General features: G+C 68.6%; 15 protein-coding genes. 3 read left to right on the forward strand and 12 right to left on the reverse strand.

The features are described 5' to 3' along the window. Positions 1-78: 78 nt before the first annotated feature. Positions 79-399 (forward strand): hypothetical protein, encoded by a 321-nt coding sequence (locus ACGFNP_RS36055; protein ID WP_358318098.1) that lies wholly within the window; start codon positions 79-81, stop codon positions 397-399. On the opposite strand, the gene ACGFNP_RS36060 is transcribed toward ACGFNP_RS36055, so the two are convergent. The 5 genes from ACGFNP_RS36060 to ACGFNP_RS36080 form a co-directional block, all read right to left on the reverse strand. After that, entirely contained in the window at positions 369-932 is a 564-nt protein-coding gene (locus ACGFNP_RS36060; RefSeq protein WP_393326383.1) for a dihydrofolate reductase family protein, read from the reverse strand. The two genes, ACGFNP_RS36055 and ACGFNP_RS36060, sit on opposite strands and share 31 nt — an antisense overlap. Before the next feature lie 136 nt (positions 933-1,068). Further along, positions 1,069-1,956 carry a 5'-nucleotidase C-terminal domain-containing protein gene (locus tag ACGFNP_RS36065; RefSeq protein ID WP_393326386.1) on the reverse strand — a complete coding sequence of 296 codons (888 nt, stop codon included), beginning with the start codon at positions 1,954-1,956 and terminating at the stop codon, positions 1,069-1,071. 215 nt (positions 1,957-2,171) lie between these two features. Beyond that, complete coding sequence (locus ACGFNP_RS36070; protein WP_358318095.1) at positions 2,172-2,993, reverse strand: SAM-dependent methyltransferase; 822 nt, start codon at positions 2,991-2,993, stop codon at positions 2,172-2,174. A gap of 177 nt (positions 2,994-3,170) precedes the next feature. After that, a complete protein-coding gene (locus ACGFNP_RS36075) occupies positions 3,171-4,085 on the reverse strand; it encodes an SPFH domain-containing protein (RefSeq protein WP_393326389.1) in 915 nt (304 codons plus the stop codon). Positions 4,086-4,174: 89 nt separating this feature from the next. Continuing rightward, on the reverse strand, positions 4,175-4,495 hold the full coding sequence (locus tag ACGFNP_RS36080) for a GYD domain-containing protein (RefSeq protein ID WP_358318093.1): 321 nt from the start codon (positions 4,493-4,495) through the stop codon (positions 4,175-4,177). 172 nt (positions 4,496-4,667) lie between these two features. Between ACGFNP_RS36080 and ACGFNP_RS36085 the strand changes: the two genes are divergently transcribed. Together ACGFNP_RS36085 and ACGFNP_RS36090 are read left to right on the forward strand one after the other, a co-directional pair. Continuing rightward, positions 4,668-5,405 carry a hypothetical protein gene (locus tag ACGFNP_RS36085; RefSeq protein ID WP_393326392.1) on the forward strand — a complete coding sequence of 246 codons (738 nt, stop codon included), beginning with the start codon at positions 4,668-4,670 and terminating at the stop codon, positions 5,403-5,405. A gap of 454 nt (positions 5,406-5,859) precedes the next feature. Further along, complete coding sequence (locus tag ACGFNP_RS36090) at positions 5,860-6,291, forward strand: hypothetical protein (RefSeq protein ID WP_393326395.1); 432 nt, start codon at positions 5,860-5,862, stop codon at positions 6,289-6,291. 62 nt (positions 6,292-6,353) lie between these two features. Here the strand turns inward: ACGFNP_RS36090 and ACGFNP_RS36095 are convergent, their stop codons facing one another. The 7 genes from ACGFNP_RS36095 to ACGFNP_RS36125 form a co-directional block, all read right to left on the reverse strand. Further along, on the reverse strand, positions 6,354-6,578 hold the full coding sequence (locus tag ACGFNP_RS36095; RefSeq protein WP_219533331.1) for a hypothetical protein: 225 nt from the start codon (positions 6,576-6,578) through the stop codon (positions 6,354-6,356). Between the two features lie 132 nt (positions 6,579-6,710). After that, complete coding sequence (locus tag ACGFNP_RS36100) at positions 6,711-7,604, reverse strand: CHRD domain-containing protein (protein ID WP_358318090.1); 894 nt, start codon at positions 7,602-7,604, stop codon at positions 6,711-6,713. Positions 7,605-7,676: 72 nt separating this feature from the next. Further along, the gene (locus tag ACGFNP_RS36105; protein WP_393326398.1) at positions 7,677-9,098 is read right to left on the reverse strand and encodes a hypothetical protein; all 1,422 of its coding nucleotides are present in this window, start codon (positions 9,096-9,098) and stop codon (positions 7,677-7,679) included. A 40-nt stretch (positions 9,099-9,138) separates the two neighbouring features. Beyond that, on the reverse strand, positions 9,139-9,621 hold the full coding sequence (locus ACGFNP_RS36110; RefSeq protein WP_393326401.1) for a hypothetical protein: 483 nt from the start codon (positions 9,619-9,621) through the stop codon (positions 9,139-9,141). A gap of 71 nt (positions 9,622-9,692) precedes the next feature. Next, the gene (locus tag ACGFNP_RS36115) at positions 9,693-9,971 is read right to left on the reverse strand and encodes a hypothetical protein (protein ID WP_393326404.1); all 279 of its coding nucleotides are present in this window, start codon (positions 9,969-9,971) and stop codon (positions 9,693-9,695) included. Between the two features lie 85 nt (positions 9,972-10,056). Then, positions 10,057-13,116: a BTAD domain-containing putative transcriptional regulator gene (locus tag ACGFNP_RS36120; RefSeq protein ID WP_393327489.1), complete on the reverse strand. Its 3,060-nt coding sequence runs from the start codon at positions 13,114-13,116 to the stop codon at positions 10,057-10,059. Positions 13,117-13,521: 405 nt separating this feature from the next. Further along, positions 13,522-14,646, reverse strand: coding sequence for a HupE/UreJ family protein (locus tag ACGFNP_RS36125; protein ID WP_393326406.1), 1,125 nt, complete (start codon positions 14,644-14,646; stop codon positions 13,522-13,524). Between the last annotated feature and the right edge of the window lie 38 nt (positions 14,647-14,684).

Consider the following 14,684-nt stretch of genomic DNA (forward strand, 5'->3'; position numbering starts at 1 on the left):
GGCGGCTCGTTCGGCGAGCCGCCCGGGCATCGATCGCGGTATATGTACGTAGAGCCGGAAGACGACCGAGGTGGCCCATTGTCGAACACTCAGGACGAGGCACTCCGATGGGAGAGCTGGCTTCAGGCCTATGTGCGGGCCCGTGACGAGCTGCCCGGACCGATCTCCGGGCATTGCCCGAACTGCGGGCGAGCCTGCCTCCGCCTGGTGTACCGGCTCCGGATCCCCCACCTGCTCATCGGTGACGCCCACTTCTGGTGTGACCACTGCCTGCAGGGCCCTTATCTCGGCCGCGTCGAGATCCCCGAAGCCGCGGCGGCGGCCGCGGACGAGCAGGAGTACCAGCGGCTGAAGCCCACGATCCCGAACTACGAGCTCGTCCCGCCCGCGGGCTTGTAGACCAGGTACAGCACGCCTGTCGTGAACGTCTCGGACTTGATCAGCTCCAGCGGGACCGGGTTCTCCCCCTCGTCGAACAGCCGCTCGCCCTTGCGGATGGCGATGGGGTGCACCAGCAGGTGCAGTTCGTCCAGCAGACCCGTGGCCAGCAGCTCGCGGACCACCGAGATCGAGCCGCTCACGGCGATGGGGCCGCCCGGCTCCTTCTTCAGCGCGCTCACGGCCTCGACCAGGTCGCCCGGCAGGAGTTCGGAGTTCCGCCAGGTGAACTCCAGGGGCTGGCGGGACACGACGATCTTCCGCGCGTCGCCGAGCGTCTTCGCGAAGTCGGCGTCCTCGCCGCCCGCGGCTTCCCGCTCCGGCCACGCTCCGGCGAAGCTGTCATAGGTCTTGCGCCCCAGGAGCAGGGTGTCGGACATCTGCGCCCCCACGGCGGCGCCCATCTCATCGTTGAAGTACGGAAAGTGCCAGTCCGCAGGGTTCTCGACAACCCCGTCGAGCGAGATGAACAGGCTCGCGGCGATCTTTCGCATGATGCTGCTCCTCGGTAAGGCGCGGGGGCCGTCCGGCCCCGCCGTTCTGATGTGCCTAAAGCGTCGCAGCACCTGCTTACGGATCTCTTAAGGTCTCCCTCTGGGCCGGGCGGGACGGCGCCCGCCCGGCCTGTCCTCAGTTGAGGGTGACGCGGTCGCCCTGCGGCGCGTGGATCGGCGAGTGCGCGACGAGGTACGTCGCCAGGGCCCCTGTGTCGTCCGGCCCGGCGGTGTACACGTTCGTACTCCAGTTCCAGGCCGGGAACCCCTCCTGGCCGGCCGCCAGGTTGTAGTTCGCGGCGATCCTGAGGACCTGGTCGTCGGCGACCTGAGCGCCGTTCAGCGTGAGCTCGGTGACCACCCCGCCGGTCAGCGTGTAGCGGATTGAGGCCGAAGGGGTCAGCACGCCGGCCGTCGGGCTCGCGTGGCCGAGCAGCGTCTTGAGCTGTGCGCCGGTCATCGCGTAGACGTTGATGGCCAGTCCGGCGGGTTGCACGTTCCAGACTTCGCCGAAGTCGATGGGACCCGCCGGCAGGTCCCAGCGGATCGCCCGTCTGCTGACCAGGGCGGCCTGCGCGCCGGACAGGGACTTGACCGACTCCAGTTGCGCGTCGGCGATCAGCTCCGCCAGCGGGCCGCCCATAGCGGTCCTGGAGATGTCCTCCTCGGCGACGCCGAACGTGGGGTCACCGACGGGGTTGCCGCACTTGAAGTAGTAGATGACGTTGGACGTCAGCGGGTCCGGCTGGTCGATCTCGATCTGGATCGAGGTCTTGGCCGACTCCCAGTCGTACTCCCAGTCGAGCGTCTCCAGCACGGTCGTGTAGACGCCACCGTGGCCGGCCGGCACCTCGACGGTCTTCCACTCCTCGGTGCCGACGAGGCGGTACCTGATGGTCTGAGCGCCTTCGGGCAGCCCTTCGAAGAAGCCGTGGACCTTGATGGTCACCGGACACTTCGACGCGGTGGTCCGCTCGAAGGCGAGGGTGAGTTTGCCCACGGCGTTCTGCGCGTCATCCGCCACAGAGACGGCGTTGGAGAGGGCTGGTCGCGGAACCGCCTGCGCTTCTGAGGCGAGGACACCGGACGCCACGGCGACGATGGCCACCGGCGCCGGTAACGAAGGACGGGGTACAGCTCAGGAGCTCATGGGCTGGGCCGTGCACCTACCGGAACCTCAACAGCGGCAAGTGCCTGGACATCTCGAACGGGTCGGCGGGGGCTCGGCGGGTCCGCAGGCTAAGGGACGCGGCCGACGCCGCCCAGGATGCCGCCCTTCTCCATCCCGGGGACGATGAACGGGTCGTCGTTGCGCCAGTTCTGCACCGGTACGAGGCCGGGTTCGAGCAGCTCCAGCCCGTCGAAGTACGTGCGCACCATCTCGTAGTCCCGCAGGTGCAGCGCGCCGGAGGTCGTACGCCGGTAGACGTCCTCGGTCTCGCTCCTCCGGTCGGGGATGCTCTGGCCCTTCTCCACGTACGCGTGGGTGATGATCAGCTGACTCCCCGGCACCAGCGGCTCGCGCAGGGCCTGGACGATGCCGGCCACCTCGTCGTCGTCGCTGAAGTAGTGGAACAGCGCCACGACCAGCACCGCCACGGGCTGGCTGAAGTCGAGGTGCTGGGCGGCGGCGGTCAGGAGCCCCTTGGGGTCGTGCGCGTCGCCGTCGATGATCACCGTGTCGGGGTTGTCGGCCAGCAGCGCCCGGGCGTGGACCAGCACGATCGAGTCGTTGTCCGAGTAGACGACCTTGGCGTCGGGGATGATCCGGTGCGCGACCTGGTGCACGTTGTCCTGCGTGGGCAGGCCGGTGCCGATGTCGAGGAACTGCCGCACGCCGGCCCTGGCCGCCGCCTCCACCGCGCGGACCAGGAAGTCGCGGTTCGCCCGGGCCATTTCCCGTACGTTCGCGCCGCCCTGGCTGCTCAGCTCGACGATCTTCTCGGCGGCCTCGCGGTCGGCGGGGAAGTTGTCCTTCCCGCCCAGGAAATAGTCGTACATTCGGGCGACGGTGGGGACAGTCGGATCGATCTTCCCCGGAGGTCGCTCACGCTCGGTCACGCCACACCCTTCCTCACCTTTGACCGCATCTTATGGGTAATCGGTAGGTCTGTGATCGGGATCCGCCAGATGCCCTGTATTTACCGAGGAATCGTTCCGGCCGCTGGACAGCAGGGGTCCACGTGCGGGTCAGCCTGCATCGGCCGACCGTGCACCTCCGGTAACAGAGCGTGTGGTCTATGCGGAACGCGCGGCGCCGTTCTTCGCGGGCGAGTCGGCGGCGGCTCGTTCGAAGGAAGGCTCTGGCGGGGTCAGCTCGGGCGTGGCGGAGTCCGTCACGGCCGGCCGCTCTTCGGCCTTCGGCTCCGCGGAACTGACAGCCCCCGCTGCCGGGGCGCTTGTCGCGGAGCGCTCGAAGAAACGCAGCAACTCCACGGGCAGCGGCATGACCAGGGTGGAGGTCTTCTCGGCGGCCACCTCCACGACGGTCTGCAGCAGCCGCAGCTGAAGCGCGCCGGGGGCCTCGGTCATGATGGCCGCCGCGTCGGCGAGCTTCCGCGAGGCCTGGAACTCCCCGTCCGCGGTGATCACCCGGGCCCTGCGCTCGCGCTCGGCCTCCGCCTGGCGGGCGATGGACCGCTTCATGCCCTCGGGCAGATGGACATCCTTGATCTCCACGCGGTCCATGTGGATGCCCCAGCCGAGCGCGGGGCTGTCGATCATCAGCGCGAGGCCCCTGTTCAGCTCCTCACGGTTGGAGAGCAGGTCGTCGAGATCGCTCTTGCCGATGATCGAGCGCAGTGAGGTCTGCGCCACCTGCTCGATCGCGAACAGGTAGTCCTGCACCGCGATGGCCGCCCGCAGCGGCTCCTCGACCCGGAAGTAGGCGACGGCGTCGACCTGGACGGAGACGTTGTCACGGGTGATGCCCTCCTGCGTGGGCACCGGCATCGTGACGATCTGTACGTTCACCTTCCTCATGCGATCCACGACCGGAATGAGGAGGGTGAACCCTGGCTGGCGGACCTCCCGCTGGACCCTGCCGAAGCGGAAGACCACACCGCGCTCTACCTGGTTGACGATCCTGATGCTGCTGACCGCCAGCCAGACCGTCAGCATGACGATCAGCCCGAGCACGATATTGATGATCATGGCGTGCCCCTTCCAGTTCAAGGCTAGATCCGGGTACACACCTGCCAGGTAAGGAATGCGTCAAGTCCTGGTCAGCGGCGTCGGCGCCGTCATGCGCCCGGGGCTCGGTAGTCCACCTCCTGCCGCGCCGCCTCGTCGATCTCCTCCGGGGTCAGCAGGACGACCGTCTTCGTCCGTGCTCCTCCGGCCGCCGTCACCGCGAGGCCTATGGCGGCCGAGGCCGCGTTGTTGGGCAGGTCCCCGATGATGTAGACGTCGTTCTCGCCGAAGGCGAAGTACATCTGCTCGACCCGGCCGCCGACGCTCTCCAGCATGCGCTCCACCACCCGGCATCGTGCGGTGCCTCCATCGCGAAGCACCCCCTTGATGCCGTCCACCGAATAGCTCGCCTGAATCAGGTATTTGGGCATGGTCGAACTCCCCTTCACGTGGCGCCGCCCTCACGAGAACGGCGGTGAATACGATCTCGTGGGCGAAGTTCTCGGTTTCGGGTGTCGGCAATCCCAGCCGGTGTACTGATTTCCGTCTGGAAGCTCAAGCGGCGAAAATCGGGTGTAACGCGCCACGCCACCACCTAAGGTCATGACCGTGACCAAGCTCAACCAGATCCTCGCGGTCGAGAAGGGCGTCAAGGCCAGCACGCAGCGTGCGGTGTCCGACGCCTACCACACCGTCCAGAAGGCGCCGCTCCTGTCCGGCCTCTCGCGTACCTACCAGCCGATCGACGACGAGGGCGAGCAACTGCCGCCGGAGTCGACGCGCGTGCAGGTGAAGACCGAGCAGGTCATCGCCGACGTGGCCGCGGCACTGACCAGGCTGTTCGACGTGACCGCGACGAAGGACTGGACGAACGCGCTCGCCAAGGCCGACGTGGTCGTCGACGGCCGGACGATCGTCTCGGGGGTGCCGGTCACGTACCTGCTGTTCCTGGAGAAGCAGCTCGTCGACCTGCACACGTTCATCTCGAAGCTGCCGACGCTCGACTCGGCCGAGACGTGGACGTTCGACGACAACGCCGAGACGTGGCGCACCGAGCCGGTCAAGACGACCCGCACCAAGAAGGTGCCGCGCAACCATGTCCTGGCCGAGGCGACGGACAAGCATCCGGCGCAGGTCCAGGTGTTCACCGAGGACGTCGTGGTCGGCTACTGGACGAAGACCACCTTCTCCGGCGCGCTGCCGGGCCGCCGCGTGAACGAACTGCTGGCCCGCGTGCAGAAGCTTCAGGACGCGGTGAAGTACGCCCGCGAAGAGGCCAACGCGACTGCCGTCGAGGACCAGGAGGTCGGCGACGCGGTGTTCCGTTACCTGTTCGCCTAACCTAGAGACTCCCCGTTGAGCGCGGGGTGCGCGAAAGCGCGAAGCTGAAGCTCAGATTGAAACTGACGAACGGCCCCAGCGGAGGTTCGAATCCTCCCCGCGGTACGAGCCGCGGTAGCCCAGTTGGCAGAGGCAGCCGATCAGACTCAGATTCTCGCTCTAGGCTCAGCATCGCCGTCGGCGCCAGATCAACCGAGGATGGACTGTGATTGTTGAGATGCCGGTTCGAATCCGGCCCGCCGCTCTTCATGCGGCGGTTGCTCAATGGCAGAGCGCACGTCGTCAGGACTGATCCGCCCTCTTAAACGCCGCTGGCGCCTTACATGGCGGCACAAGACAGGCCCCCCGGCTTGGGTAGTCCGGGGGGCCGCTGCCTGTCCAAGGTGCTGGCGCTCCACATCCTCGCTGATTACTATGCGTAGTGGAAAGGCTGCGTAGAGTAGTAGGAGGTTCCGTGAAGCGTCTCATCGCCACTCTCACCACCGCCACCATGGGCGTCGCGCTCGCCATCTGCCTGACCACCCCAGCCGCCGCCGAGCTCAGCAAGCGGCAAACCCTCAGCGAGCCACCCGGGCCTTCGTCGACACGTCTCATCGATTTCGAAGAGGCGCGGGTCATACCCGGGATCATCCCCAACACCTTCATCCTGGTCGTCCGTGGCGAGAAGCCCTATCTCAACATGCGGGTCGAGCTGGTGCCGCTGCGTTACGTCCACCGGCCCGACTACTGGGGCATCGAAGTGACCGGCAGACTCCCCGGCGGCATCGGCCTGCCGGTCACCACCCCGTACACGGCGTCGCTGCCGCTCGACGGCATCCTCGGCTACCGGGGCATCGAAGTCATCGGGGCGACCTCCAGCAAGAGGATCGACGTGCCCTCGACCTGACGGCTATGCGAGAGACGCCCCGTCCCCTTCGAAGGTGGACGGGGCGTCTTCGCGAAGCGCCGCTATTTGCTGACCTCGACCAGGTTGACGATGGCCACCGCGGCGCGGAAGTACTTGTTGCGGCCGAGATCGCCGATGGTCTTGATGTTGAACGCCTTGGCCAGCGACTCGGCGTCAGCGTCGCTCACACCGGCGAGCGCGCTGACCGGGGCGGTAGGAAGCTTGTCCAGGGCGTACTCCTCGAATGCCTTGTCGAGCAGCTTGTCGAGATTGGCGGTAATCGTCATGGCGCACCTCCGTGTGGTGATCGGATAGCGGGTCGCTAACCCCCACCGGGAGGTTTTCAGCCTTGTCGTGATCCGCCCCGGATCGACCCGGCTCCTTTCCGGGTCATGAGGCTGGCTTGCCGAATCGCTTTCCTACCAGTCGCCCTTGTAGAGCTGGCCGCGGATCGCGCCGCCGGGGAACTTGGCGGTGTGCAGGTTCACGTACCAGTTCTTCGGGTTCTTCCAGATGCGCTGGGCCACCGCGGTAGAGGTGGTCACGCTGCCGGCGACGCCGTTGACGCTGGGCGGCAGGCCCTTTTCGGCGGCGAAGAAGGGCACGACCACCGGCCCGTTCTTGCCCTTCGGGGCGCGGTGGATGTGCGAGCCGATCGGCGGCTCGATATCCCCCCATGAGGAGGCGAACCACACCCGGTTGCCCTCCGGCTGCACCAGCCAGCCGGCGAACCCGTTGTGGTCACCGACCTTCATGCCGGGCGCCGGCACCTCCTGACGCCCGTTGGCCCGCGCGGTGAGCGTGGTGCCGAACCCGTGCGACAGCACCGACTCCAGCTCCACCGGGCGGATCCGGTACAGCTGAGCCCGTACCGCGCCGCCGCCGAACTCGGCGTTGTGCAGGTTGGCGTACCAGTTGCCGGGGTTGTTGACGATGCGGCCGAGCAGGTTGAGGTCCTTGACCAGGACCGTGCCCTTGACCGCATGGAGCGAGGCGGGCATCGCCTCGCCGAAGAACGGGACCCTGACGTCGCCGTTCTCGCCCTGCTTGCCCTTGTGGATGTGGAACCCGCTGGGCGCGTCCACCTTCTGCCACCGGACGGCGTAGTCGACCCGGTTGCCATGGATCCGGAACACCGCGAGGGCGTTGCCGTCCACGTCACCTACCTTCATCCCCGCGGCCGGCACCTCGTTCGCGCCCTTGAGCGACGCGGCCAGGTAGATGGGGGTGCTGGCCTGCGCGGCGATGGGGCTGAGCGAGGTGGCGACCAGGGTGAGGGCGGCGGTCAGGCCAGGGATAACGAGGGGGCGCATGTTCATGATTACCCTTTCAGTTCTCTCTGGCCTGGTACGGCTGCCTTCCTTGCGGGGTTCAAACCACCTTGATTACTCGATGGCGCCGGACTGGGTGAGCAGGTTCTGATACCAGGTCTCGTAGGGGCGGTTGGTGGCCGGATAGTTGGCCGGCGGGGTGGTGGCGTCGCTCGCCGAGTCGAAGTCCCAGCCGCGTACGAGCCGACCCGCCTGTCGTGCCGCGGTGATGAACGAGGACTCGGTGGCGGGCGCCGCGTAGAACAGCGCGCCCTGCTGGAGCTCCGCGCTGTCGCCTTGCTGGTACTCGTCGAAGGCGACCTGCTGGTAGCGGATGCGGTCGCCGTTGGACCGGTCGGTGTCCAGCCGCAGGGTCTGGGCCGAGGTGGGGCCGTCGGCGCCGGTCCACACGTGTACGCGCGACGTGCCACTGGTCGAGGTGGTCTTGTCGTAGCGGGCGTCGGAGGTCTTGGCGTTGCCGCTCCACGAGACCGTCCCCGCGCCGGCGTTGAGCACGCCGTTCCAGTTCCAGTTCTGGGAGTTGCTCTGGCTGCGGTGTATCTCGCGCAACTGGGTGCCGGCCGCGTCGGTGAACCTGACCGTCGGCAGGACGCCGTTGTCGTACTGATGGCTGGACGACCAGGTGATTTCGCCGTCGGCACCGAGGTGGCCGACGCGGTACCACAGCGTGGTCGCGCTCTGGGACTGGTGGACCTCGACCAGGTCGCCGTTGTCGTTCAGGGTGACGGCCGGTGTGACGCCGTTGTCGTACTTGCCGTGGCGTAACCACGTCACGCGGCCGTCGGCACCGTACGTGCCGGTCCAGTACCAGAGCGCGCCGGAGCCCGAGTCGTGCACCTCCACGACCTGGCCGCGGCCGTTGATCGCGACGGCCGGGTTGGCGCCGACGTCACGCTTGTACTGGGTGCGGGTCTCGCCGTTGCCGGAGATCACCGCGAGCACCCGGCCGCGCAGCGTGTCGACCGTCGGCGGACTCGCCGGGTAGTCCTTGGCCTGCAACAGCCGGGAGCCGAAGACGGAGGTGAGTTCCTGGTTGAGCGCGGCCGGCTCGCCGGCGGCGAAGGAGGGGTTGTCGGTCAGGTTGTCCTTGACATCGAGCGCGACGACGATCGGTGCGGCGGCGGGATGCTGCGCGGACCAGGTGTTGATCACGCTGAGCCAGTCGCGCAGGAGGTTCGACGCGGGGTTTCCGGTGTGGTCCACCTGGTTGCCGGGCGAGTCATGGCCGATGGCGTAGTCGTGCGAGGTGGCGTAACCGTTGTCGTGTATGTCGAGTTCGATGAAGCGGATGCCGTGGTCGAGCTGGTAGGTGATCGAGTTCTTGGCGCCGTCGACGTTGCCCGAGTAGCTGTTGTGCGTGGCGCGGAAGATGGCCGAGGGTAACGGCGGATCCGCCGCCGCCTCGGCGTTTCCGCTGATCAGCAGCGTGGAGGCGGCGACGGCAAGTAAGGGGAGAACCGTTCTTGGTCGGGGCATTCTCTGATCTTCACACCGGGGGTGATCCCCGACAACACGATCACATACTTTGGGCCCGTGGCTCCGCGCCGCCTTCGTCGAGGCGTAGGAAGGTCGCACCCGCGGCGGCCGCGCGGGCTCCGAGGACGTGCCCGTCGCACATCCTCGTCTCCGTCCCGGCCCGGTCGATCACCTTCCACGCCACCGGCTCCTGGCACGGCCGGCCGCGCCGGTCGTGGTTCCAGGTGCGCCGGCACACCCGGCACGTGGAGACGCCGGCCGTGGAGGAGAGGGTGTTGCCGTGCTCGGGGCAGATGCCCCACGGCAGGCCGCACGGCTGGGCCTGGAGCCTGGCCAGGTCCTCGGCCGCGCGCTCCAGATCCTCGGCGCCTCGGGCCAGCCAGTTCGCGGCCTGCCCGGCCGCCACAAGGGGGTCGCGTTCCGGCGATCCGATCGGGGCGCTGTCGCAGAGCGCCCGGACCTCGGCGGCGAGCGCCTCGGCGCGGCTCGCGAAGGCGCTCAGGTGCGCGGGGGTGACGGTCATGCGGGCTTCCATCTCGCGAAGGACGACGGCTGGTTGCTGATCTGCACCCTACGTCCGCGAGGGCCTCGGGGTTACGAAGGTTGGCAGCCGGTGGCCGACAGGCTGCTGTTCCACGGAAGAGCCGTGCGGCACGTGTACCCGCCCGCCGCGGCGCCCGACCGGATGGTGACCGTCACGTCGAAGTAGCCCGAGCCGCTGCAGCCCCAGGCGGTCAGGGCATACTCGGCTCCGTCCTGGCTCCGCTCACCGAAGAAACAGTCGTGCGAGCCGTCCGCGTGCGCGGGCGTCGCGAGTAAGGGTGCCGCCAGCAGCGCTGTGGCGAGAGCGGCGAGGAGGCGTCTGATGGACATGTCTCGACGGTATGAGCTGGGAGCGACGTCCCATAGATGCCGTTTGTCACCACTGCCGGTGTGATTCCCACACGGCGCATCCGGGTCAGAGCAGGTGTTGCTTGATCAAGGCGGCCACCTGTCCGGCCTCCGATGAGGAGGTGGCCTCCAGGATCGCGAGCGAGCGCCGCCAGGCGTCCACGGCCGCGGGCAGGTCTCCGGCCTCGCGGTGCACGTCACCGAGGGCGCGCAGGGCGAGGCCGTGGCGGCGTGGGGCGGGGATGGCCTGGCAGATCTCTATGACCTCCGTCAACGTCGCGACGGCCTCGTCGAATCGGCCCTGCAGGCGCCGGAGCTCGGCCCGGGCGAACAGGACGCGGGCCCGGCCCAGGCTCTCTCCGACGTTGTCGTAGATGGCCAGGGCCCGCTGCAGAAGACGTTCCGCGTCGACGAGGTCGTGCTGGGCGAGTCTGGCCGACGCCAGCCCCAGAGTCGCGTACGCGGTCCCCCTGGGGAAGCCGAGCGTGTCGAAGTAGGACATCGCCTGGCTGAAACCGGCCTCCGCGGCGGCGGAATCGCCTCGCGCAAGCTCGATCTCGCCGAGAATGATCCTGGCGAACTCCCGCGAACGGACGTCGCCGGTGTCGTCGGCCAGCCGCACCGCCCGCCGGAGGTACGGGCCGGCGAGGTCGTAGCGCCCCTGGTTGAAGTGGATGTGGCCGATGCCCCGCATGATGGCGATCTCCGTGCCGTGGTCGCCGGCCCGCGCCACACCTTCCGTCGCCTGCTCGTACAACTCCAGGGCCTGGGCGTAGCGGCCTTCTAGACGATGGAGCTCGGCCAGGTTGACCAGGACCAGGGCATGGCCGTGCCGGTCCTCGGCCTTCTCGAACAGCCCGAGGGCCTCCTCCAGCGCCTCGCCACTGCGCTGCATGTCGTCGCGGGCGAGGAACAGTCCCGCCAGGCCGTTGAGTACGGTCGCCTGGCCCCGTACGTTGCCCGAGGTCCGGGCGCAGAGCAGGGCCGTCTCGTGCGTCGCGCGCCATTCGTCGTAGAAGCTGCGGGTCTCGAAGAGGTGCATGGCGCTGGAGGCGAGTTCCCAGCAGAGTTCGTCCGCTCCCAGCGCCGCGCTCTGGCCGACCGCGGTGACGATGCCCGCCCGCTCGGCTTCCACCCAGGCGAGCGGGTCGCGTACATGGCGTTCGACGATCTCCGGGTCAGGCGACCAGAGCGGGCTGCGGCCGTACGGCAGGCGGTAGTGGCCGCCGCACAGCCGGACGTGCGCCTGGCGGGTCAGGGCGAGCCAGGCGCTCAAAGCACGTCGAAGCGCGGCGATCCGTTCGTTGTCGGACTCCTCGGCCTCGGCGCATTCTCGCGCGTACGCACGCGTCAGGTCGTGGAAGCGGAACCGCGCCTGCCCGGACGGGTCGTGACCCGCGACGTCGAGGAGGCGGACGTCGACCAGTTGCTCGATCAGATCCTCGGCCTCGGCGTGCGGCATGTCGAGCAGGGCGGCGGCCGTCCAGGCGGCGAAGTCCTGCGCTTCCAGCAGCCCGAGCAGGCGGAACAGCCGTCGCGCCGGAGAGGTCAGGCCCTGATAGCCCACGGCGAGGCTGGCCCGCACCGCCTGGGAGCCGTGGGAGAGCTGGCGCAGGCGGCTGCGCGTGTCGCTCAGCCTGGTGACCAGCTGGTCCAGGCCCCAGTGCGGGCGGGCGGCGAGCTTGGCTCCGGCGATGCGTACGGCAAGGGGCAGGCCACCGCACAACTGGACGAGCGTGTCGGCGTCGCCGGACGCTTCGGCGGCCCGATCGGCGCCGATGAGGTGCCGCAGGAGTTCGAGCGCCTCGCCGGAGGGCATCATCGGCAGATCGATCATGCGCGCCGCGGGCAGCCCCGTCAGCCGGTGCCTGCTGGTGATGAGGACCGCGCACCCCGGCGTGCCGGGCAGCAGCGGGTAGAGCTGGCCCTCGTCCGCCGCGTCGTCCAGCACCACCAGGTAGCGCCCGTTCGCCAGCTTGCCGCGGTACAGCTCCGCCCGCTGGTCCAGTCCCGCGGGGACGGTGGCGCTGTCGACCTCGAGCGCGCGCAGGAACCGGCCCAGCGCCTCCTCCGGGTCTGTGGGGCGGTTCTCCCCGCCGCGCAGGTTGATGTACAACTGCCCGTCGGGAAAGTCGTGCCGGGCGTGGTGGGCGATGTGGATGGCCAGGGCGGTCTTACCCACGCCCCCTTGGCCGGAGATGACGCAGAGGGGCACCGTCAGCGTCGGCGGGATCCGCGCGGGTTCGGCCCCCGCCGGCTCGGAGGTCGTCGCCCTCTGGCGGGCCGGGCCGAGCGTCTCGAGCGCCGTGGCCAGCTCTCCTTGCCTGCCGACGAAGTCGGCGATGTCCGGAGGTAGCTGACAGATGCCCCTCGCCCGCGGTTCGGGCGCGACAGGCGGCAGGCCGCCGCCAAGGATCATGGACTGCAGGTCTTGCAGGTCCTTGCTCGGTTCGACGCCGAGCTCCTCCACGAGCACGTCGCGGGCGCGCCGGTAGGTGTCGAGCGCCTTGTCCCGCTGCCCCGCGCGCGCGTGTGCCAGCATGAGCAGATACCAGGCCTTCTCCCGTAAGGGCTGCTCAGCCAGCAGGTGGTGGAGATCGTCGATGATCTCTTTGTGGGCGCCGAGGACGAGTTTCACTTCCGCGTAGTCGAGCAGTGTCTCCGTGCGGCGCTCCTCCACCTCGGCGACGCGGGCGAGCAGGTCGCCCCCCAGGGGAGTGCCCTCGGCGGGCTGGCCGCGCCACAGCGCCAGCGCCCGCTCGAACCGCTCAGCCGCGGCCCCGGCCTCGCCCCTCTCGGCCTCCAGCCGAGCCTGTCGCACCTCCTGGTCGAAGATGAGCAGGTCGACCTCGTCCGCACCGGCTTGCAGCAGGTAGCCGGATCCTTTGGTGAGGAGGCGGGTGCCCGCCGGCAACGCCTTTCTCAGCCGGGCGACGTAGGTCTGAAGGTTGGAGACCGCGGAGTGGGGGGCGTTCTCCCACAGCGCGGCGATCAGCCGGTCCCTGGACACCGTGGTGTTGACATTGAGCAGCAGGCTGGCCAGGACCACGCTCGGCTTGCCGCTCAGCTCGATGGATTGCCGACCGTCCAGGCGAACGCATACCGGCCCCAAGATGCCGAAGAACACCGCCGCCAAATCGCGCTCCCTCCTGTGATCAGTGGGTCGATCGATGGCTCCTGGGGTCATTGTTGATCAGGCGAGGCCCTCAGTCGAGAGTCTGACCTGGCTGCGGCGGGGGCGCACGACCGACGGGCCCAGCGGGGAGCGGATTATGCGGGGCGCCACAATGCGACGCGGAAAGGCGTCTTCCATGGCGTCGGCGCGGCGCGGAAGGCTTGCCGAAAATCGCGCTTCGGCCGCTTCGACATTATCGGCCGTACGATGTAGAGAGCGCGCACATAGGGATGACTGCCTGCGCAAATGCCTTTATATGACATAGCGCCGAATATCGGCTTGAGCATTTATCCAGGCTCTACAGCAAGCTGACGAACACCTGTGGTGAAGCCGAGCTCGATAAAGGCGGCCCATCCGTCAGAGTGGCAGGGGGATTCGCTCGACGAACCAGTACAGGCTGACCGCCACGATGGGGACCGACATCGCGGCCAGCGCCCAGCGGGCGGCGGAGGTGCGGCGAAGGAGCACCAGCAGCGGGAAGAGCACGGCGATGATCGCGAGTTGGGCGGCCTCGATGCCGAGGTTGAAGCTCAGCAGTGACAGGAGCAGCTCCCACGAGCCGCCCTGGTCGATGTCGAGCGCGCCGGCGAAGCCGAGCCCGTGCACCAGGCCGAAGGCGAAGACGATGGGCAGGCGCCACTTGCCCAGCCGGTCTTCCGCACGGCCGAGCAGGTTGGCGAGCGCCACGACGATGATCGAGCCCGCGATGATCGGCTCGACGATCGCGCTGGGAACGTCCACGATGCCCATCGCCGCCAGGAGGAACGTGATGCTGTGGGCGGCGGTGAAGGCGGAGGCGGTGACGATGACATCGCGCAGGCGGCGCGCGCCGATGAGCAGGGCGAGCAGGAAGAGGACGTGGTCGAGGCCGAACAGCAGATGTTCGGCGCCGAGCAGGAAGAACTCGCCGATCTGGCTGGACGCCTTGTGCTCGCCGACCCGCACCGTGGGGGCTGTGGCGTCCAGGACGGCGGAGCCCTTCTCCCCGTCGAGGTCGTACCGGACGATGGTCTTCGTGCTGTGGACGAAGGACTCCGAGTCGGGGAAGAGCGCGCTGGAGATCGCGTGGGCTCCCCCGCTCTCGCCCCGGCAGGCGTAGGTGAGGGTGACCACGGCGAAGGCCACCTTGCCGCGCGGGCGCACGTCCGCGTCGCCCACCGGCGTGGGCGCGCACGGTTTGTCGCCGTACGCCACGGCGAAGCGGCCCGTGACGTATGTGGTCACGGCGTCTCGGTTGATCTTGAGCTGGCGGAGCTGCTCGGTCCGTTCCTTCGCGTCATAGGCCTCGTCGTAGAGCCAGGCCGACTTCATCAGCAGGTCGTACTCGAGGTCGAGGACGACCTTGACGTTCGTGCCCGTGCCGGTCACCTCGGCCTGGGCGGTGGTGGTGACGTCGTGCGCCGCCGCCGGAGCGGGAAGCACCAGATCCGTCAGCACGCCGCCGAGGATGGCGGCGAGGAGCACCGCGGACAGCCAGCGCATGTCTAGTCTCCAGATCGGGGTGGAGGCCGCCCCGGACC

It is taken from the genome of Nonomuraea sp. NPDC049269, assembly GCF_043197155.1.
Taxonomy (GTDB): domain Bacteria; phylum Actinomycetota; class Actinomycetes; order Streptosporangiales; family Streptosporangiaceae; genus Nonomuraea.